The 21,006-nt window shown below is 35.4% G+C and carries 19 protein-coding genes; 3 read left to right on the forward strand and 16 right to left on the reverse strand.

From position 1 onward, the window contains the following. Nucleotides 1-4: 4 nt before the first annotated feature. From PB01_RS15360 to PB01_RS15380, 4 genes are all read right to left on the reverse strand, one after another. Nucleotides 5-2,680 carry an ATP-binding protein gene (locus PB01_RS15360; RefSeq protein WP_151701009.1) on the reverse strand — a complete coding sequence of 892 codons (2,676 nt, stop codon included), beginning with the start codon at nt 2,678-2,680 and terminating at the stop codon, nt 5-7. 3 nt (nt 2,681-2,683) lie between these two features. Further along, the gene (locus tag PB01_RS15365) at nt 2,684-3,892 is read right to left on the reverse strand and encodes a metallophosphoesterase family protein (protein WP_151701010.1); all 1,209 of its coding nucleotides are present in this window, start codon (nt 3,890-3,892) and stop codon (nt 2,684-2,686) included. A 343-nt stretch (nt 3,893-4,235) separates the two neighbouring features. Then, nucleotides 4,236-4,547: a hypothetical protein gene (locus PB01_RS15375; protein WP_151701011.1), complete on the reverse strand. Its 312-nt coding sequence runs from the start codon at nt 4,545-4,547 to the stop codon at nt 4,236-4,238. Then, nucleotides 4,540-4,749, reverse strand: a complete 210-nt coding sequence (locus PB01_RS15380; RefSeq protein WP_151701012.1) for a helix-turn-helix transcriptional regulator — start codon at nt 4,747-4,749, stop codon at nt 4,540-4,542. Before PB01_RS15380 ends, PB01_RS15375 begins: the two co-directional genes overlap by 8 nt. Before the next feature lie 139 nt (nt 4,750-4,888). Between PB01_RS15380 and PB01_RS15385 the strand changes: the two genes are divergently transcribed. Next, nucleotides 4,889-5,074: a YhzD family protein gene (locus PB01_RS15385; RefSeq protein WP_151701013.1), complete on the forward strand. Its 186-nt coding sequence runs from the start codon at nt 4,889-4,891 to the stop codon at nt 5,072-5,074. 177 nt (nt 5,075-5,251) lie between these two features. Here the strand turns inward: PB01_RS15385 and PB01_RS15390 are convergent, their stop codons facing one another. The 6 genes from PB01_RS15390 to PB01_RS15415 form a co-directional block, all read right to left on the reverse strand. Further along, a complete protein-coding gene (locus PB01_RS15390) occupies nt 5,252-6,268 on the reverse strand; it encodes an anti sigma factor C-terminal domain-containing protein (RefSeq protein ID WP_151701014.1) in 1,017 nt (338 codons plus the stop codon). Continuing rightward, nucleotides 6,255-6,809 carry a sigma-70 family RNA polymerase sigma factor gene (locus PB01_RS15395; RefSeq protein ID WP_151701015.1) on the reverse strand — a complete coding sequence of 185 codons (555 nt, stop codon included), beginning with the start codon at nt 6,807-6,809 and terminating at the stop codon, nt 6,255-6,257. Before PB01_RS15395 ends, PB01_RS15390 begins: the two co-directional genes overlap by 14 nt. A 202-nt stretch (nt 6,810-7,011) precedes the next feature. Further along, nucleotides 7,012-7,791, reverse strand: a complete 780-nt coding sequence (locus PB01_RS15400) for an enoyl-CoA hydratase (RefSeq protein ID WP_151701016.1) — start codon at nt 7,789-7,791, stop codon at nt 7,012-7,014. Between the two features lie 118 nt (nt 7,792-7,909). After that, nucleotides 7,910-8,254, reverse strand: coding sequence for a YlbF family regulator (locus tag PB01_RS15405; protein WP_151701017.1), 345 nt, complete (start codon nt 8,252-8,254; stop codon nt 7,910-7,912). 18 nt (nt 8,255-8,272) lie between these two features. Next, nucleotides 8,273-9,415 (reverse strand): DUF445 domain-containing protein, encoded by a 1,143-nt coding sequence (locus PB01_RS15410; protein WP_151701018.1) that lies wholly within the window; start codon nt 9,413-9,415, stop codon nt 8,273-8,275. A 66-nt stretch (nt 9,416-9,481) separates the two neighbouring features. Next, nucleotides 9,482-9,871, reverse strand: a complete 390-nt coding sequence (locus PB01_RS15415) for a ferritin-like domain-containing protein (protein ID WP_151701019.1) — start codon at nt 9,869-9,871, stop codon at nt 9,482-9,484. Between the two features lie 72 nt (nt 9,872-9,943). On the opposite strand from PB01_RS15415, the gene PB01_RS15420 reads away from it, so the two are divergent. Continuing rightward, on the forward strand, nt 9,944-10,147 hold the full coding sequence (locus tag PB01_RS15420; protein WP_151701020.1) for a YheE family protein: 204 nt from the start codon (nt 9,944-9,946) through the stop codon (nt 10,145-10,147). Nucleotides 10,148-10,734: 587 nt separating this feature from the next. Here the strand turns inward: PB01_RS15420 and PB01_RS15425 are convergent. The 5 genes from PB01_RS15425 to PB01_RS15450 form a co-directional block, all read right to left on the reverse strand. Continuing rightward, nucleotides 10,735-11,982 carry an MFS transporter gene (locus tag PB01_RS15425; RefSeq protein ID WP_151701021.1) on the reverse strand — a complete coding sequence of 416 codons (1,248 nt, stop codon included), beginning with the start codon at nt 11,980-11,982 and terminating at the stop codon, nt 10,735-10,737. Nucleotides 11,983-13,214: 1,232 nt separating this feature from the next. Then, nucleotides 13,215-13,565, reverse strand: a complete 351-nt coding sequence (locus PB01_RS15435; protein WP_151701023.1) for a DUF2178 domain-containing protein — start codon at nt 13,563-13,565, stop codon at nt 13,215-13,217. After that, complete coding sequence (locus PB01_RS15440) at nt 13,555-13,794, reverse strand: helix-turn-helix transcriptional regulator (RefSeq protein ID WP_151701024.1); 240 nt, start codon at nt 13,792-13,794, stop codon at nt 13,555-13,557. Before PB01_RS15440 ends, PB01_RS15435 begins: the two co-directional genes overlap by 11 nt. A gap of 504 nt (nt 13,795-14,298) precedes the next feature. Beyond that, a complete protein-coding gene (locus tag PB01_RS15445; RefSeq protein ID WP_151701025.1) occupies nt 14,299-16,038 on the reverse strand; it encodes an ABC transporter ATP-binding protein in 1,740 nt (579 codons plus the stop codon). Further along, a complete protein-coding gene (locus tag PB01_RS15450; RefSeq protein ID WP_151701026.1) occupies nt 16,035-17,777 on the reverse strand; it encodes an ABC transporter ATP-binding protein in 1,743 nt (580 codons plus the stop codon). The genes PB01_RS15445 and PB01_RS15450 overlap by 4 nt, the downstream gene beginning before the upstream one ends. 1,153 nt (nt 17,778-18,930) lie before the next feature. Between PB01_RS15450 and PB01_RS15455 the strand changes: the two genes are divergently transcribed. Then, nucleotides 18,931-20,274, forward strand: a complete 1,344-nt coding sequence (locus PB01_RS15455) for a hemolysin family protein (protein ID WP_225986059.1) — start codon at nt 18,931-18,933, stop codon at nt 20,272-20,274. Between the two features lie 78 nt (nt 20,275-20,352). Here the strand turns inward: PB01_RS15455 and PB01_RS15460 are convergent, their stop codons facing one another. Beyond that, nucleotides 20,353-21,000, reverse strand: a complete 648-nt coding sequence (locus tag PB01_RS15460; RefSeq protein WP_151701028.1) for a response regulator — start codon at nt 20,998-21,000, stop codon at nt 20,353-20,355. Between the last annotated feature and the right edge of the window lie 6 nt (nt 21,001-21,006).

Raw genomic sequence — 21,006 nt, forward strand, 5'->3', positions numbered from 1 at the left:
CCGGCTAATATGTCGCTACTTGTAAAATATGCGCATCTTCCCATACATATTGCATATTATCATGACATGAAAAATAAAGTAGTTGCTCTTCTTTTTGTAGCTCCTGCATTAATTGTACCACTTGTTGTAAGCGGAAACGATCGAAATGTACAAATGGATCATCCATAATAATTGGAAAAGAAGCTTTATTTTTTAATGATTGTGCAAGTGCGATTCGAAGAGAAATATAAGCTTGTTCTTTTGTAGCTTGACTGAGTTCAGCAATCTTAAAACGCTGTCCACTTGCTTTAATTGCTTCGAATATTCCTTCTGGTGTTAATACTAGCCGTTCATATGCAGCACCCGTCAGCATTCTAAAATGGGCTTGTGCTTTTTCAAGTACTTCCGGAAGACGTTCTTCTTTTAATTGCACCATCATTTGTTTTATCGCTTCTACGACTGTTTTGTAGGCAGCCCATTTTTTTACGTATTCATGCAGTTCTGACTTCTTCTGTTCCATCTTCTGTAGAATCTCACTTTGCTGATCTTCTACTAACAGTTTACTTGTTTGATAGTGTAAAGATGCTTTTTCTTCCATTAATTCATTTCTACTATTTTGGATTGCGTGTAGCTGTTCTTTGCTTTCGTTTTCAAATGCTTCGTCAAAATCATCTAATGCTATTTCTTTGTTTCCTAGTTGGATTTGAATCTGGTGTAATTCTTTTTCTAAAGAAAGTCTTTGTTCAAAAAAATGGAATGCAGTGTAAAAATCACTTTCTAATTCTACTTTTGCTTCTTGGAAAAGTTCTTGAATATTTCGAGCATATGCTTGAAGCAAAGATGTATTTTCTTCTCGTTTAAGCGTAATCTCCTTTATTTTCTTGCTCATTGACTCATTCTCATCTAGCTTTTTCTTTTCGCTCAAGTAATATTCTCGTAGTTGGTGAAAAAGCATATCTTCAATCAATGGAATGTTGGCCATATTTTTTGCCTGCTCGAAAAGATCGTGCATTTTTTTTCTTACTTCGTATAAATTTATATCCATTTGATCTAATTGTGTTTGTTGTTCTTGAATCAAACGTAGTCGGCTAAATAACTCTTTTAATAAATTCGGAGATACCTGTTTATTTAAATGATAGATGCTTAAAAAGGATTGCATATTCCGTTCAATCTGTTTCTTTTCCAATTCTAATGCAGTTATAGTATTCTCCAACTGACTAATTTGAGCTTCTAATGCTTGTTGTTCTTTTGCTAATAATCTTTCGTATGTTCTAATATCATTTGATTGATGTGAGGTTTTAAGAACAAAAGAAAACCCAGCAAAAACAAGCACACTGATTATTAGAAAAGTTAGCCCGACTAACCAATTAGATTGAAGAAAACTTAAAATCAGTCCTAATAGAAAAATGATACCACTAAAAACAAAGGGAATTTTACCAGAAGAGGATGGTTTCGACTGTTTCATCTCTTTTAACCGTCCTTGGTGCAAAAGAAGATCCTCAGACTTCAGCTGATACAATCTGTTTTCTTGAAGCAATTCACTTTCTAGTTTTTCTTGTTTTTTCAATAACGTCACTAATTCTTCTTCTTGGTGAATGGATATGTCTGCTTTTACAATGTCGTTTAGATTCTTTTCCCAGTCGATACCAACAAGTGCTAATTGTTGCATTTGGTTTTGCAAAGTTTTTGTATGTTCCTCTTCTATTTGTACTCTTTTTGCTTTCAATTGATGCCATTCTGTTTCATATGCTAAGAAGGTGTGTAAAGAATTTAATTGATCTGCTGTTAATAGTGGATTACTATTTGTTAATTGCTCTAGATTGTCACTTAATTGTTCCGTTGCAGCTTTCACACTCATTTCTTTATCCTTTATACTTTCAAATCGTCGAATTCCATCGGTAGGAAAGATTTGATGTTGGACTTTATCTAAAGCAGCTAAAATGCTTATTTGCTTTTCTTTGATCGGTTTTAATTGCTTCCATTGCATAAAACGGTGAATTTCGGCCGTAATATTTTTTTCTTGTTTGTTTGTCTGTTCTAAGAGTAATTCGATTTCTTTCAATCGTTTAGTGGAAGGTTCATATTTGTCCACTTCTGCTAAACGGGACTTCCATTCTTCCTCCATCGCCCTAATTTCCTCTATTTTTTGATTGATGATTGGTTTTTTCCCACTTGGCTTAAATAACTCGCCCATTTCTTTTACAAATTGAGTCTCCACGCTAGACAATGTATCCATTCCGGTTGTTCCAGAAGAAAGTAAAGTACGCGTGAGCTCTTCCTCGGTCATTTTTTCAAAGCCTTGCAATTGTAGCAAGGAGAAAGAAAAAATTGCTTCGAAATCTACACGATTATAGGAATGTAGTAGACCATCTAACTCTCTTTCTCCTCCACGAGTTCCATCTTCAAAATATAAAGTCACGTCTCCACTTGCTTTCCCTTTCACACGCTCAATTACAACGCGTCCTATCTTTTCATCTATTAGTTGAACTTTACCACCATATACTGCTCCACTCTTAGGCTCATATCTTAATAATTGTGCATTTTTTTGCGGAAAACCAAAAAGGATATGCAAAATAAATTGTTGAATAGTAGATTTTCCAGCTTCATTTTCACCAAAAAAGACATTCATGCCTGATTTTAGATCTATTTGGACGTTTTCATGCTTTCCAAAGCCGTATATATGGAGTTTTTCTATTTTCATCGTTTATTCCCTCCTTTGCGTTACAACCTTGGTCAGTAACTGGTCCACTTCCTGTATCGTTTCTTTGATAAATTCTTTTTCGATTGGATCCAGATACCTACTCCCTTTTGGATGCTGATATAGTTCCTTTAAAGCATGCTTCCAATTGGAGGTGCTCCACTCTTCTATCATCTGCATAATCATTTCCGCTTCTTTTATTGTTTCTTTTGGCAAGTCAAATTTTAGCTGTTGAACGATGGCAAAATGATTTTCTGCACTGAGACTCTCTTGAATAATCGAAAGCCACTCTTCCTTCGTCGACGCTTGTAAAAGTTCTTCTGCATCATTTTCTATATTTGTGAGTGTCAATTCTATTATTGCGTTGCCATTAGATTCACTGTACATTTTCAGGGATTCTTCTATTCGAGTAATTAATTCATTTGCATGGATTATTCCTTCACAGGACACTTCGATTTTATCGTAGATAAAAGCGGAGGAAGGTATAAATTGTAGATCTACATGTCCTTTTGTTAAAGAAACTTCGTAAAATCCTTTCAGCCCACTTTCATTTCTATGCCTACTTTGTGTATTACCTGGATAAATAATGGGAGGCTCATCGTGTAAAATTTGACGTTTATGAATATGTCCTAGTGCCCAATAATCATACCCTTTATCGATCAAATCACTTTTTCGAAACGGTGCATAGACACTATGTTCGTCATTTCCTTCTACACTACCATGTAGCATGCCGATGTGAATATCTTGTCCATTAGCTACTGGATAAAACGAATGCATTGCTTCACGAACATGCCGCTCCTTATAGCTGAATCCAGTTATATGGACTGTATTTCCTTTGACGGTAAGTCTCTTTGTTTCCACTTCTTCTTGAAATACTTGCACATTATTAGGAAGCTGAAATCTCACCCAATTTCCACTTAAGTGATCATGGTTGCCGTAGCTAATAAAAACAGAAATTCCCTCTGTCTGTAAAGCTTCCATCCCTTTTTGAAATAAATGCTGCGCGCGTAAGCTCCTATTCTCTCCATCGTAAATATCACCGACAATCAAGATAAAATCAGGTTTGCTTTCAATGGCATAGTCTATTACATTTGTAAAAGCTTGGAATGTACTTTCCCGTATATCCTTCCACCTATTTTGCGGAATAGCGGAAATCCCTTTAAATGGACTGTCTAAATGCAAATCTGCAATATGAAGAAAACGAATTTTTGTCATTCCATACACCTCTCAAAAAACGAATATTTGTTCTTATTTTATCATAAAGAAAAGACTGTAGACAAATGAATATGCACAATCTTTATAGAGGGTTAGTAATATTTATAATTTTCCATTGAAACAAAGCTTTATTTATATAATCTTTGTTCTAATTTTATTTGTCTAACCGTTAATATTAACCCAGTAAATCCTGCCGTAAAAGAAGGTGGAATACTAAAAATTAGATATTTCCAATGACCTGTAACCAACGAAATACTCAAAAATATTAAGGGAATTCCAATTAGTTAACTTATGGAAGTTATTAATGCCCATTTTGTATTATTCACATTACATCACCACTAAATTAGTTACCTTGATTCGAAACAATTGCCCCTATTGAGTAAGAAACCATATGAATAAGCCAAATCCCCGTCATTATAAAGAATGATAATCCTGGTCCTTCGATAACAGTGATAATCATCCACGCGATTAGGATAGCAAACGTAGTGAAGATCCAGGAAATCGATCGTGCTTTTTCATTCATCTTCGTATAGCGCTCATCAAACCAACGTTTTTTCTTACCAAATTTACGCATAATAAAGAATACAATCATCATCGTGATAATTCCAAGGGGTAATCCTAGAAATAAGGTTAAAAGGTCAAAATCTTCAAACATGCTTATCTTCCTCCTCAAAAATGAATAAATCCTCAATGGAACATTGGAACAGTTTTGAAAGTTTAAAAGCCAGGGTGATTGATGGATTATACTTTCCTTTTTCTAATGAAATAATGGTTTGTCTAGATACACCTAGCTTTTCTGATAGTTCATCTTGTGTCATCCCAAACCCTATTCTCTTCTCTCGGACAAAATTTTTCATGCAGTATCATTCCTTTTTGTAAAGCTAGCTTCACGTAAAGTATACTTTACTTCCAATTTTATTGTCAAGCTTGCTTTACATTTTCTTTTGTCTTTTTTGATGTATAATATTTATAAGAATAATAAAGGGGTGTTAATTCTTGAAAACATATAAATTTACTGCATTTGAACCAACTGGGAAGCTGATTGTGGAAGAGACTTGGTCATTTGAAAATGATGACGAAGCAAAGAAAAAAGGCGAAACGGCAATTGAAGAAAAAGGTTTACTTGAAACAACCCATCGTTTAGTAAATAGTTCAGGAAAACTTGTGTTATTTCACGTTTAAATTTGTAAAGGGGCTAAAACCACATTGGTTTTAGCCCCTTTTTAGATTGTTTTTAGGAAGAAATAATTTTAGTTGGAATAATCGCGTAAATAGTTGAAAAAGGATATTTTCTCCATAAAAAACGACCGTTTTCTATGAATGGCCGTTACATACTACGTGCTGAAACTTTAAATTCCTCTATTCATTCCAGTTCCAATAAGTGATTTCTCCCAATTGAACACTACGAATTTCCTTTAATTCTTTTAATTTCAATAACTCTTTTACAGGGCCAGTTACAACTGCTCCATAAGCTTGGAATCCTTCTTCATTTAAATAGTGGTATCTTTCTTGTAGGTGACTTGTATCTAGCAATACTTCCGCTAGTTTTTTATTCCCTTTGAGCATCATTTGCATATTGTCGAGCATTGCTTGTTGACTTTCTTCTACAGAATTTACATCCAACTTTGTCACTAAAGAGTTACTATTAAAATCAGCATCAGTAATCCTTGCCCCTGACAATCCCCAGGATGGGTATAAACTCATTGAATTACCGCCTCCACCCCAACCCCCTTCAGTGAATTTCTTCATTTCCCCCATATATAAAGGCATCCAAACGATATCTAGATCGTATGGAGATAAGAGCTGCACTATTTCTTTTGGAGAGTAATACTCTTCTGTTGAAAATGCCAACTCAGCTACATTTCCCTCATCAATTTTCTCCAAAGTATTCCAAGTACCAGGATAGTCACTTCCATCTAATTTACTACCATAGTTCGGATGATAAGGTAAATCAAAATAAAATCCTCGCTTCATTGAATTGTATGGATAACTTTTCTCTATTTCTACATGTGTAAATGCAGTAATAAATGTTTTTCTCAATTTTAATTGTGAAACAACATAATCTTCGCTACCTATTCTTTTTTCAAGTGGAAACTCTATTTTCTGTGTTAAAAACGGTGTAATTTCATTGGAGGAACTCCGTGCAGCTCCAATAGATAAATCCGGACTAGTCCAATCAATTGCCAGCTTTTGATAATATTCAGTTCGCTCACCAATATTGCTAGCTTCATATAAAATGGACAGTAAAATCATATATATAGAATATAAAAGGAAAATAGCAACAGTCACACGTATTATCTTAAAAGTTAATCTTAAAGAAAACCGATTTTTATATTTTTCAATAATTTTTTCTGCCTTCTCTTCATTCCACATCATATCTGTCACCTCTTTCAAAATCTTTTCCTAACTTCTCTGCTAACTGTTTAAAACGTTGCCTCGCACGGTACAAATTCACTTTTACTTGATCTAAAGAAATATCCAACGTTTTGGCAAGTTCTTCATATGTAAATTGTTCATACTCTCTCAAATAAAGAATGGTTCGATAATTTTCAGGGAGCAGTTCCAATATATTTTTTACTTCATCTGCAACCTCCTTTACGAGTAATCCATCCTCTGGAACACCATAAGGACTAATAAAATCGGTAGAATTGGAGAGATGATTATAGAAAGGAATCCACCCCCACCGCCTTCTTTTGCGCCATTCATCCATATATGCATTGCGTGCTACTTTAAACAACCAGGTTTTTACTTGCCTACCTTCATATAAATCCAATGATAAAGTTGCTCTATAAAACGTTTCTTGCACAAGCTCTTCCGCCATTATGTCGGAGCCAGTTAATTTCAATAAATAAAAGTAGAGAGGCTTGGCGAAAGCTAAATACACTGCTTCTAACTCGTCGTGCCTGGTTTTCTTCAACTTTCTACCTCCCTTCCTACTTAAAACGTTCTAATAGGCTTATTGTTACAGTCTAAATGACAATTTTGAAAAATAATATCACTGAATTTACTTCGACTTATGAGTTTTCCAACTAAAGATTCGTTTTTCCAACTAATCTCTAATTTATCCCAATCAACAATTAAAAAGAGGAGATCAGCAACCATTGATCTCCCCCAATTTCTTACTCTCCTCTAAACTCAGGCTTACGCTTTTCAACGAAGGCATTAATTCCTTCTAAATGATCTGATGTTTGACGCATTGCTGTTTGTTTAAGCGCTTCTTTTTCCAACATCCATTCTAATTCTTTTATTTGAGTAGCATGTAAAATTTCTTTTGTAGCAATCATTGCAGCAAGAGGAGATTCTAATAATCTTTGTGCGTAAGACCGAGCCGTTACCCAACCTAATCCATCCGATGCAATTACATCCACTAATCCTATTGCTTTTGCTTCTACCCCTTTAAATATTTCACCTTCCCATATTAGTTGTTTTGCTTTTGGGATACCTATTCTTTCCTTTAAGAAGAAATGACCACCTCCGTCAGGGACAAGCCCAATTCCAATAAAATTCATTGCAAGCTTGCTATTTTCTTCTGCGATAACTATATCGCATCCAAGGACGATGCTAAGTCCCAGTCCTGCCGCTGCTCCGTGAACAGAAGCAATCGTAATTTGAGGTAGAGAATATAATGTCTTCGCAATTCTACCTAGTTCTACCATGACATCTTCCATATGAAATGGATTTTCTGTATCCATCATTGCCTTAATATCTCCACCAGCAGAAAATGCGCGCCCCTCTCCTTTTAACAGAAGGACTTGAATGGAATTGTCATTCTTAATAGACTCCAAACAATCCGCAAGTTCTTTCATCATCACTTCATTCATTGAATTCATTGCATCTGGACGATTTAATGTTAGTGTTGCCACACGTTCTTCTTTTTCTAGCAGTAAAGTTTTATACATTTCTATTTCTCCTCTCCAAGTGAATCATCATTCATTCTTTATGTATTCGCCATCCTCTATAATTTTCCTTCTAAATAAAAAAATCTCTCACAATCAAATGTGAGAGATCCTTCATTATTTATATGCCTTCATATAGTTCTTGCACTGGTTTAATTAACACACGATTTACTTCTTCAATTATTTGACTTAGAGCCATTTCAGCTTGAAGCATTTGTGAAATTTTCTCATTTCCTTGAGCAAGCTGAGCAGTTTTTTGTGCATATTCTATTTCTTCACCAGAAATTTCTTCGCCTTTCATCTGCTTTTCTTGAAGGGATAATTGAATTTTACGGAAGCTTTGGAATAATGCTAATGCCTCTTCATCTACTTTGACAGATTCAACAGCAGCTTTTACATGAGAAAATTCATTCGTTTGGCGTAGTGTTGCTTCTAACTTATTAATATCATCATAAATATTGATCATTTTTATTGACTCCTTTTTTTAGCCTGTAATAAAGACGATTAATCCTTGGATAACCCCAATAAGACCTCCAAGAACTCCGCCTAGTACAGTAATCATTTTAAACTCTCGTTTCGAAATGCCAAGTACGATATCTTCTAAACGTGCTACTGGGAAAGAATCGACTTGTTCTTTTACCATATCTTCTAATTTCATTTTGTGCAATACCTCTTCTAGCTTTGCCTCTGCTTCCATAAATGCAAATGAAGTTAGTTTTGGAACTAATATTGTTTGTGTCCAATCAGTTACTTCTGGGAAATAATGAACTAGACTATGACTTAATCGATCTTCTATTGCCAACTGCTTAGTTAAATATGTCTTCACATTCTTAATAATCGGTTCAAAATCAAAACCGTCCATCATTTCCACAATTGGTCGATCTTTCAGTTTTTCCCATTCATTTCGGACAATATTTTCTAACATATTTTTAGTCCCTGGTGCTTTTAAAAACTTTGTAATTTCCGGCTGAACTTTTCCGGCAAGTGAGGATGATTCGCCGACAAACATTTGAATCATGCTTCCAAGGGTTCCTTTTGTAGATAGGAAATCATCAATCAAATTTTTTACGGTCATTTTTCCTTCTTCGGACTCGAAAAAGTCTTCCCCTTTTAGAAGAATATAAGAAACAATTTCTCCTACCTTACTATCCGCCTTCAGTTGCCAATCTGCTGGAGCTAGTTGACGGATGGATTCATGTTCAAAACGGCTTTTTAATTGCACAAATTGAATATCCACTTGCTCATCAATCTTTTTATTTGCCATTGTTGCAATGTTTTCAATTCCACCAAGCTTTAACCAATCAGCAATTGTCTTGTCGGAAAGAAGAACTTTTTCATTCAATTGTCGAACGATTAATTTTGTCGCTTTATCTTGCATTTCTTCATTAAAATATTTTCGTTTAAATATGTCGGGAGTTAATAAGTGATTTATTACTGTGTTTCCTAATTGCTTGGCAAGTTCATCACGTCTTTTTGGGATTAACCCTGGTGTGAAAGGAATCCGCCAAGATCCAATATATTTTGCTTCATGTGGTCTAAAAAGCATTTTTATTGCTAAATGATTAGTAACTGCCCCAATAGCTGCACCGACTACTGCCATAAATACAATCGTCCATAAAAAACCCATCTATTTCACCTTTTTCCTCTAGCTTCTCACTTATTATAGCAGAGGAAGGACAAACACTAAAACATTTTACAACGCATTATACATCATCGAAAAGCGAATGGCATGCTCTGTTTCGTCATGCATTGCAACAAACAGTGGTGCATACGCTTGCTGAATCGGTATTTGGAGCAACATTTCTTTATACATTTCCGCAGTTTCTAACTCATCTCTAACTGCATCTTTGGCACATGCTTTTAAATCCATACAAGGCTCTCGTCTTTCTAGATTTTGAACAAACGTCCCCGTCAGCATATAATAGAGTTGTTGAAACATTTCATAATGGCTTTTTTCATCCTCAAATACATGCTGAATAAAGTCTTGCCAGTATTGGTCGTCCGTTAAATTATACATATCTTTATAGTAATGATAATCAGCATATTCATTTTGAATTGCTTTCTCTAGTTTCTCAACAAACAATTGGATGCTCCTTCACTAGTCATTTCTACTAATATATGCGAGCAAATTATGACACATGAAAGGTTGATTATTTTGTTACAACATTTTAGCTTTAAACCACTATTTGAAAATAAGCAATTACCAGGTTGGTCTCTTTCGTTCTTCTATAAACAAACTAGATATACTGGTGAATATGAAGCGGATGGTACGATTAAGTGGCTTGGCGAAATACCGGCAGATGAAGAAACCGTTAAAAAAATGATTCATGAATTGATGTTGTTTCATGTATATGACTAGCATCTTGTCTTCACCGTTACCAAAGTGCTTTGGACGAAACATTGGCTACACTATTAACGTTAGAGCAAAGGATCGTGAAGTGACTGCGTCACTTCACGATCCTTTTTTTCGGTAATCTTGTAGGAAATGTTTGTCCGGCGCCCTCTTGAAATTTGTAAAGACATGGTGCATTAGGTTTGGTTAAAGAGTGATTTAATACATTCCTACTTTTTTAAAAGTGGACGAAGAGTCAATTTCGTCCGCTCAGCGCTTCTTTATCAATATATTTCTTTTTAGTGCCAAAACTAATTACAAAATGCTTTTTAGAATTAAAGGCTACATAATGTTGTGTATTTATTAACACTTTATGGCACTTCGAGACTAATTTAACCTGAAGCGAGACCAATTTTTATTCACCCGAGACTAATTGGAAAGCACTGAAAAATAGCGGATAGAATGAAGCTATAAATTAAGCTAATCTCAATAAATGACGTTCAAATAGTAAGTTTTGCAGAACACCACGATTACTAGATTTCTAGTAGCCAAATTAATATACTTAATCTTTAAAAAAGCGGACGAAGTTGCAATTTCGTCCGCTAAACACTACTTCAAACAGTCCCTATTTTCTTTCTTCCAAATAAAATATAAAAATAAGTAGAAGCAATAATATATAAAATACCTGTTATTGTAAACGTATATGCATAACCCCAATAAAATCCGTATGCCATCACGAGCCCAGTCGATACTGGTCCCATTGTTGCCCAACCTAGATTGAACACCATCTGGTTTACCGAGTTGGCTAGCCCTTTATATTTATCATGTACAAGATCCATCGCTATGGCACTTTGAATCGGGTTTCCTGCATTCATTAATGCCTGTCGTAGTAAAAATCCAATGGAAGCTACAACAAGCGAAGTGGTATAACCAGTTAGAAATAAAAACGGAATGGATAGCAGTTGAAAAATCACAAGTGCACGAACTTGACCGACCTTTTTTACGAGTGCGGGTCCCATAAGCATAGCAACTGCCGTCATTGCAGAACCAAGCGATAATATTAATCCAACGTAAGAATTGGATGCATCAAACCGATTCGAAAAATATAAATTTAAATAGGGAATGACTAAACCTGAACCCGTACCGATGAGTAAATTAGCAAACCCAAAGAGCACAATAATGGTAATATTACGTTTAAAGTTGCTCGGTAATTCCTTCTCTACTTTTTTCGTTTCTATTTCTTTTGCTTTCACTGTTGGCTTTAATTTAAATAAAGGATATAAACCAAATGCAAAAATAATTGTGCCCAAGATCAAAACCCATTTAATAGAATCCAAAATAGACATAGCAACATACACATGCAATGCATCCGCTATTATTCCTCCACCTAAACTCCCTACAACACTTGCAATCGTCATCAACGAAAAATGAATACTAAACAAGTGCATGCGTTCACTAGCATTCGAGTTTTCGGCAAGAAATGGAACGCCCGATACTTGAACAAGTGCCATAAAAAGACCTGTGAAAAAAGCAGCATATACAAGTGAATGTTCACTTACTTCAATACTTCTATAAAATAACGTGAAAACCGTCACTATTGTCCCAAGAATAATCATGCCTTTACGTCCAAATCGATCACTTAAAAACCCTGCAGGAATTAACATAATTGCGGTTGCAAGCGAAGTCATCGAGATTACACTCCCGTTCACCGTTTCTGGAAACCCTAGCTCTTTAATATACAAATTGTACATAACTGAAAAAACGCCCATTCCAATTTGAATGAGAATATTTGCTAGCATGAATAAGCGGATGTTTTTATTGAACGAAGCTATTTTTGTTTTCCAATTTTGTAGCCATTGCATTATACAGTTCCTCTTTCACTCTTTTATTTCGGTACTCTAAATATACGATGGCCGTCAGAAAAACTCAAGAAAAGAAAAAACGCAAGTGTCCTTTTAGTGCATCTGGTCTTCACCATTTCCTGAGTGCTTTGGACTTCACACCGGCTACACTATTACCGTTATTATTTATGGATTGTGAAGTGACTACGTCACTTCACGATCCATTTTTTCCACAATCTTGTGGTTGGTTTTTGTCCGTCGCCCTTTTGGAATATGTAAAAACTTGATACATTTGGTTTGGATAATGAGAGAAAGGATACTTTCTTTTTCTTTTAAAGGCGGACGAAGATACAATTTCGTCCTCGACTTCGCTACTTTATTAATCGATACTCCTATTTTTCTTTAAGTCTGAATATCATCACCCTATTGCACTGCCACATAAAAAAAGCCACCAATCATCATTCAAACACGGTGATTGGTGGCTTCTTAAAATGGTAAATCATCAAACGCGGTTGAATATCATCAAGCAGTCTGATATGGGCAATGTAGCTGTAAATTTCATGTTTCCACATATTTACTATCCATTCCTTGAATTCCTCAGAGGAATAATCACACTGTTCTAACATGGAGTACTTCGAGTCTTGAAGCCTCAAAGGACAGTCTTTAAGGTAAAAATACTGTGCCAACTCAACGAATAAAGCATTATTCACCTGATCCAGATCCTCTCAAACCACGACGTTCCCGCATTGAGATTTCACCATCCAGAGTGATTTTGTATGCGTTATGGCCGATGCATGAGTACCAACCTTCTGGTGAGAACTTTGAACAAATGATGGTTGATCGGCTCTGATGGCGAGTTTCGATAATTTCTAAAAGAACGGTTCTTTGATTATCAGACAAGTCCCTAGTCGATTTATCATCTCGAAAATCTCAGCGTTTTCCAATCTGAATATCTTTGTCACCAAGATGGATTATGCTCACAAAGTGTTGCTTCATAGCGAATGTAGCTAATTCAACCTAACTATCAAAGACTAGAGTGAGAGTTCGTTGCTCATTTTTGATAAAGTGCTGTTCACCGGAAATCGTGCCATCTCCTAAAAATAATACTCGATCGCAAATACTTTAAATTCCTGGGTTGAAATCTAAAGAGAGATCGTTTAAAACTATTAAATTTACATATCGCTTAGTTAGCATATTTACCAGCATTGTCTAATCCACCCATCCTTAGCTGGCCCTCTCTCTGAGATCTTTACTTACGACAAATCCTTTTTATATTGGATTGCCATGTAAATTCCACCAGCTAAAATTGCTAGCGCATATTTGAACAAGAAAAAAACGTTCCACATATAGTCTTTAGGAAAAATCATGTCACATAGAATAATTACCCACAGCATAAAGTAACTGCTTTTCAAAAAGATTTTATTTGTCCGTTCGTCGTCTTGCCCAATCTTCTTATAAAATACATAAGCAAAAATCGCACTACCCATGAACAGTAAAAAACCAACTCCAATGAGAATATTCCAATTTCCTGTAGATTGTTCAGCCCAGGACTTTAAAGGGTAAAAAATTGCGTTAGGGATATCTGAGATAGACTTAATTTTCATTTTGATCATTTCCTTTCTCATAAGTAAAAACATCATTTACATCAGCATTAAAAAATTCGGCAATTCGAAAAGCTAACAGCAGAGTCGGAACATAATTTCCCTTTTCCATTACGAAGATGGTTTGTTTGGAAACCCCGACTTTCTCTGCTAATTCTTGCTGAGACATTCTGGCAAGTACACGATATTCATAAACCTTATTTGATATCGAATCACCAAAATCTTTCTTCATGACCATCACCTCTTGAATCAAATTATAAACTACCCCTTTATAAAAGTAAAGTAAACTTATACTTAATAACAAAAAATCTTTATTTTTATTTGAAATACTTTGATTTCACAAGAGTCAGCATACTGAAAGAACCTGACAAAATTCATGATTCCTTCTGGTTCACATATCGATCTGGTGTAATTTATGATTTTGGTGGTACATTTTACGATATTCAGTGGTGCAATCGGCTAATAATATTCAAATTCTAAATGACTCTTCACGTTAATTACTACTCACTTAAGGGATTGTAGTGAAAGGTAGTGACTCAAGAAGGAGGCCAACAGGACGTTGGTCACGAAGGCGTTGCCACACGATGTGGCAACGCCTTCGTTCGTCGGAGACAGATGAGACATCACAAGCGACACGAAAGGGCGATGTTGGCTTATCGCTCACCCCGCGGAAATCTGCAGTACGTGATCCATGGTAGTTTCTTAACTAAAAAAAAAGGGAATACCCCTAAACGCATTACACGTTTTGGGGTATTCCTGCTTGTAATTTATACATTTGTTCATAGCGTCCTTGTAGTTGTAACAACTCATCATGAGTGCCGCTCTCTACAATTTCTCCACGATCTAATACTAAAATACGATCGGCATTTTTAATAGTAGAAAGTCGATGTGCAATGATAAAAGTAGTTCTGCCCTTTTTCAATACATCCATTGCATGTTGAATGATTTCTTCTGTTTCTGTATCGATATTGGAAGTAGCTTCATCTAATATAAGAATTGCCGGATCAAATGCAAGGGCTCTTGCAAAAGAAACTAACTGTCTTTGACCAGAGGATAATGTGCTCCCCTTCTCAATAACAGGTTCATCCAATCCTTTTTCAAGATTCTTAAGGACTCGTTCTCCACCAACCGCTTCCAAAGCGGCTTCTACTTTCTCACGGGAGATCCTTGAATCGTTTAAGCTCACGTTTGACTCAATGGTTCCAGAGAATAAATAGGGATCTTGTAATACAATTCCCATATGATCTCGAATGGTTTGCCTTGGAACGGTCGTAATGTCAATGCCATCAATAAGAATCTTCCCTTTTGATGGGTCATAGAAACGGAATAATAAGTTCATAATCGAACTTTTACCTGACCCTGTATGGCCAACAAGTGCCACCGTTTCTCCTTTATTCGCAACAAAGTTTAAATTTTTCAAGACATACTCTTTTTCCTTGTAAGCAAAAGAAACATTTTGAAATTCCACATTTCCTTCGTAACGATCCATCCGTTCATCTTTCACTGTCTCTCCTGATTCATCCAGTAAGCCGAATACACGATTACCTGCTACAAGAGATCTCTCCAGTTGCGAGAATTGATTGACAATTCCTGTGATCGGATTAAATAATCGAGTGGTATAATCTACGAATGCATAGAGCATACCAGCTGAAACAATCACATTCGGTTCCATTGACTGGCTTCCGAAATACCAGATAAACATGATAAACATAATGGAGCGAAGTACACTAACTAAGTTAAAAGCTGTAGCAGAATCCAGTGTAAGTAATTTTTTCTGATAACGGTAATGTTCTTCGTTCATTTCTTCAAACTCAGATTCCATTTGCTTTTCTCGTTTAAATGCTTGAATAATGGACATCCCTTGAATCGATTCATTCAACATCGCATTTAAATCGGCAATTTTTGTACGAACAATATGATTATACTTTGAAGCATATTTTCGATAGCCAATCATCCAAACATACACGATTGGAACAACAAATAGTGCCATTGCAGCCATTTTCGCATTTAATATGAAAAGTGCCACATACACGCCGGTAATTGAAATAATACTAGTCGCAAACTGTGATAGTACTTGCACGTATAAATTGCGAATTGCCTCTGTATCATTTGTTACACGAGCGACTACTTTACCAGCAGGTAAGTTATCAAAATATTGTATTGGCAACGTTTGTATATGTTGAAACACATCATTACGCAACTTTTGTACAACTCGATTTGCGCCAACTTGTAGATTAATAAACATAAAATATCTAAAAACGGCAGTTACAATTGTTAAACTAAAGAACACACTTAATAATATTAGTATCGGTTGTAGATCAATAGATCCTTCTGTTATATGCTCATCGATAATTCTCTTTGCAATGAAAGGACCCGTTAAGTCTGCAAACACTGCAATTGTTAAAAAGATTAAACCAAGGATAATTGGTTTTTTATAAAATAACGCATAATGGTAGAGTCGTTTTCCTGTACTCATGACGACACCCCCTCAAGCTGTTGACGATCGTATTGCTCTTTATACCAACCATTTTGCACAAGAAGTTCCTCATGAGTACCTTCTTCCACAATTAGTCCCTCATCCAAAACGATAATATGATCAGCGTGTTGAATTCCAGATAATCGATGCGTCGTAATAATTGTTGTCTTACCACTACGTTCATTTTGTATATTTTCAATAATTTTTGCTTCCGTTTTTGCGTCTACTGCAGAAAGCGAATCATCTAACAGTAAAATTTCTGGATTTTTAATAAGTGCTCGAGCAATTGAAACACGTTGCTTTTGTCCTCCGGATAAAGAGACACCTTTTTCTCCAACTAATGTTTCTAACCCCATCGGTAAATTCATCAAGTCATTTTGGAAATGAGCTAGTCGAATTGCCTCCTCCAGATCCTCTTCCGTCGCATCCTCTTTACCAAAAAGGATATTTTGGCGAATGGTTCTAGAGAATAAAACATGATCTTGTGGAACATATCCAATCCATTCTAAAACTTGATCTTTTGTTTGATCCGAAATTGCGATATCTCCAATCGTTAGTTGACCAGCTCCAATTGGATATTCCCTTAATAATTGTTTCATAAATGTCGTTTTTCCAGATCCGGTTTTCCCAACAATCCCAAGCGTTTGACCTTTTTGAAGGTTCACTCGGAGATTTTGAAGATTTTTCACTTGCGATAAAGGATATTGGAATCCAACCTCTTCAAATCCAATTGATGTAACTTCATTCAAATGAATCGGACTGACAGGATCTTTCACATCTGCCTCATAATCTAGCGTTTCGTGCACCCGATCAAGCGATGCATTTCCACGTTGCATTACATTGATTAATTCCCCAATAGCAAACATCGGCCAAATAGCCATCCCTAAGTAAACGTTAAATGTGATTAAGTTCCCAACAGTCATGTCTCCTATAGACACTAGATAAGAACCATAACCTAAAGCAACTACATAACTGATACCAGTTCCTACTTTTGTAATAGGACCAAATAGAGCATCAATTCGTTCCACAACCATATTTTTTTCATACACTTCTTCACTCATATCAGCAAATTTCTTTTCATCTGCTCGTTCTTGTACATATGCACGAATAACGCGAACACCAGCAATGGATTCTAATACTCGGTCATTCAAATCACCAAATGCATCTTGTGAAACCATATATTTCTCGTGAATGATTTTCCCTAAATATTGCATGATAAATGCTAAAACTGGTATTGGTAAAATTGCGAAAATCGTTAACTTCCATGAAATAATAAAACCCATCGCAAGTATAAGCGCAGCCATATACATCGTTGAATCGATCAAGGTCATAATTCCAAAGCCAGCTGTTGTTGCAACTGCGTTTAAATCGTTCGTAGCACGTGCCATTAAATCGCCCGTACGATTTTTTTCATAAAAAGTTGGCGTCATACTTAAAAATTTTCGATTTAACTTGGAACGTAATATACGCTCAATTGTAATAGAGCCACCAAATAATTGGTATTGCCAAACAAAGTTCAATCCATAACCCACAATGATAATTCCTACAAAATACATGACATATTGCATTAACGATTCAGATGTCATTTTCCCCATCGTAATCGTGTCTATTGCTCCTCCAACGATCCACGGTGGTAACACTTCAAATGTACTTGCTACAATCAGTAAACTTACAGCGACAGTATATCGCTTCCAATGATCTTTAAAAAACCATTGCAATTTAAATAAAACAGAAAACATTCTCTAACCCCTCATTTCTTCTTTCTCTATTAACTTGATTTGGCTATCCACCTTCTAGAGATTCCTTTAATAAAATTTGTCTTGTTCGCTGAATAATCATATCCAACACTCCTCCACTTCACATTAACACCAAATTTTGGAAGTAAGTAAACGCAAAAAAGCACATTACCCATATTCCGGTAATGTGCTTTAAAATAGACAAAGTTATTTCTAATTATGTCTATTCCACAATCATTTTACGTCAAATGGTAGGTATGAAAAAATTATTAAGTTGTTTGTCATATCTTTTAAACGAATCATTTTTCATACCTCCATTTCCAATTTATTTAGTGTCCCTTAACATTAGCACATAGAAATTTCCATTGTCAATACTTTTTGAAAAAAGGAACTAATTAAATAATATGTACCATTGCTCCAAATAGTGCATTTAGTAATGCTACTTTAAAATTCCTACTTTTATACATGAATACGTTTTGGATCACGTCTGTTGATTAATCAATTTCTCACATAAAATAATTATAAGAAAAGCGTAAAAGCCTCCATTTGATCTTGTACGTTTTCGGTTCGCTTTGGACGAAATGATCACCACTTCATAGTCGTTGAATAGGAAAGTAGCTATTCTTTGATTCCCAAAAGCTCTGGCACTTGGTTTATTTGTACTTGTGGAGAGCGACGGACGAACGACTACTACATGATTACCGAAAAAAAATATGCCGAGGAATCTCGGTAATGGTGTGGTGATCGTTCAGTCCAATACAATCCAAAATCGGCTATATACCGAGTGCCTAGTGTTTTATCTCTAAATGAACTAGTAATTTACTGGATACTCTTGGTTAACCAACACATGTTGTTTTGGATATGTTAATTGCTCAAACTTCTCACCAAAATCATTAGCTTGAATGCTTTAGCCTGTAAGCTTATTGAAATTGCAGGCCTTTCCAGTTACATTAAGGCTTATTCTCCTATTTCAGTCTGTGAAGTTTGAATTAATAAGAGAATGAAAGAGTTGTAATGTAAATATATCCATTGTAAGCAGAAAGATTTGTATTTTACTTTGCATTATTTTATTATTAAAACTATAAACTATTTTTTAGAAAACAGGAGGTGTACACTTTGTTCTACCCCCCATTTGGGTTAGGAACAAAGTAATTATTTGGACATAGCCATACGATTGACAGCATTTGCTGTCTTAATCGCATTCACTGCATTTTTCGTTGCTAGTGAATTTGCAATTGTTAAAGTAAGAACTACTAGAATTGATCAGCTTGTTGCTGAAGGAAACAAAAATGCATTAAATGCAAAAAAACTTGTTTCCAATTTGGATGAATATTTATCTGCTTGTCAACTCGGTATCACAATTACTGCTTTAGGATTAGGGTGGCTTGGTGAACCGACCATAGAAGCATTATTGCATCCAGTTTTTGAGTTTTTTGTTCTTCCAGAGAGTGTTACCTCTGTCCTCTCATTTATCATTGCATTTTCACTCGTAACCTTTATACATGTAGTAGTTGGAGAATTAACTCCAAAAACATTTGCTATTCAAAAAGCGGAGGAAATAGCACTAGCTGTTGCCAAGCCTTTAATTATCTTTGATCATTTAATGTATCCAGTTATTAGAGGTATGAACGGCTCTGCTCGTTTCTTAGCTGTTCGTGTATTTGGTTTAAAATCCGTTTCCGAATCAGAAGTAGCCCATTCAGAAGAAGAGCTTCGCATGATTCTTTCCGAAAGTTTTAAAGGTGGAGAAATTAACCAAGCAGAATATAAATATGTAAATAAAATTTTTGAATTTGACGATCGACTTGCAAAAGAAATAATGGTTCCTAGAACGGAAATTATATCTATTGATAAGGATTTTACATTAAATGAAGTATTTGAACTAATAGGTGTGGAACAATATACAAGATACCCAGTAACAGATGGTGATAAGGATCATATTATTGGCCTTGTGAATATGAAAAACTTATTAACCGCTTATATAAAAAATCCTGAAAATGCCACAACACCAGTAAGTGATTATATGCAACCGATTATTCGTGTAATTGAAACAATGCCAATCGCTGATTTATTGCTTAAAATTCAACGTGAAAGAATTCATATGGCTATTTTAATGGACGAATATGGTGGTACTTCTGGTCTTGTTACAATAGAAGATATTATTGAAGAAATTGTCGGCGACATTCGCGACGAATTTGATACAGATGAACTTCCGGAAGTTCAAAAAATCGGAGAAAACCATTATATTGTCGATGCAAAAATGTTGATCGAAAATGTAAATACCCTTCTTGGCATTAACATTGACGAAGAAGACATTGATACAATAGGCGGATGGTTTATGACAAAAAGCTATGATGCCGTTAAAGGTGAAAAGATAATTGAACAAGGCTTTGAATTTATGATTAAAGATATTGATGGTCATCATATTCAATACCTAGAAATAATAAAAATGGCTTCTTCTGATGAGAGCTTAGATGAAAATTCATTAAACGAACAATAAAAGTTAACGACTCCCAATTTGGGAGTCGTTTTCATATGCTTAGTTATATTTGAATGATTGATCGATCACCGTGTTTTTTTATTGTCCACTTGGCTCTGTTAATCCATGTTTAACTGCATAAAGAGCAGCCTGTGTTCGATCTTGCACTTGAAGCTTTGCAAATATATTTGATATATGTGTTTTCACTGTTTTTTCTGTTACGAACAAAGAGGATGCTATTTCACGATTACTTTTTCCTTTTGTGAGTTCTGACAACACATCTTGTTCTCTTGGTGTTAAAGAATATTCTTCATGTGGCAATAATTCCACTGGTTCATATTCCTTTTGCAGTTGTGTTGTTGCATCAGGATGTAATGTATTTTCCCCTCGCATTAATTTACGGATTGCTTCTGCCAAATCATCTGGTTCAATGTCTTTTAATTGATAACCTGCTGCTCCCGCTTTCAATGCAGGTATGACATGATCCCGATCAGAAAAGCTTGTTAGCATTAGTATTTGAATTTCTGGATATTTTGCTTTAATACGCTTGGTTGCTTGGATACCATCCATTTCTGGCATTACCAAATCCATTAACACAACATCTGGCTTCAAAGTCTCTGTCAATTCAACTGCTTCTTTTCCATTTTTCGCTTCTCCGATAATGTTCATATCTTTTTGGGTCTTTAGAAAGAACATTAAACCTCTTCTTACTACATGATGATCGTCAGCAATTAATACTCGTATCATGTGAAG

Source organism: Psychrobacillus glaciei (genome assembly GCF_008973485.1).
In the GTDB taxonomy this organism is placed as follows: domain Bacteria; phylum Bacillota; class Bacilli; order Bacillales_A; family Planococcaceae; genus Psychrobacillus; species Psychrobacillus glaciei.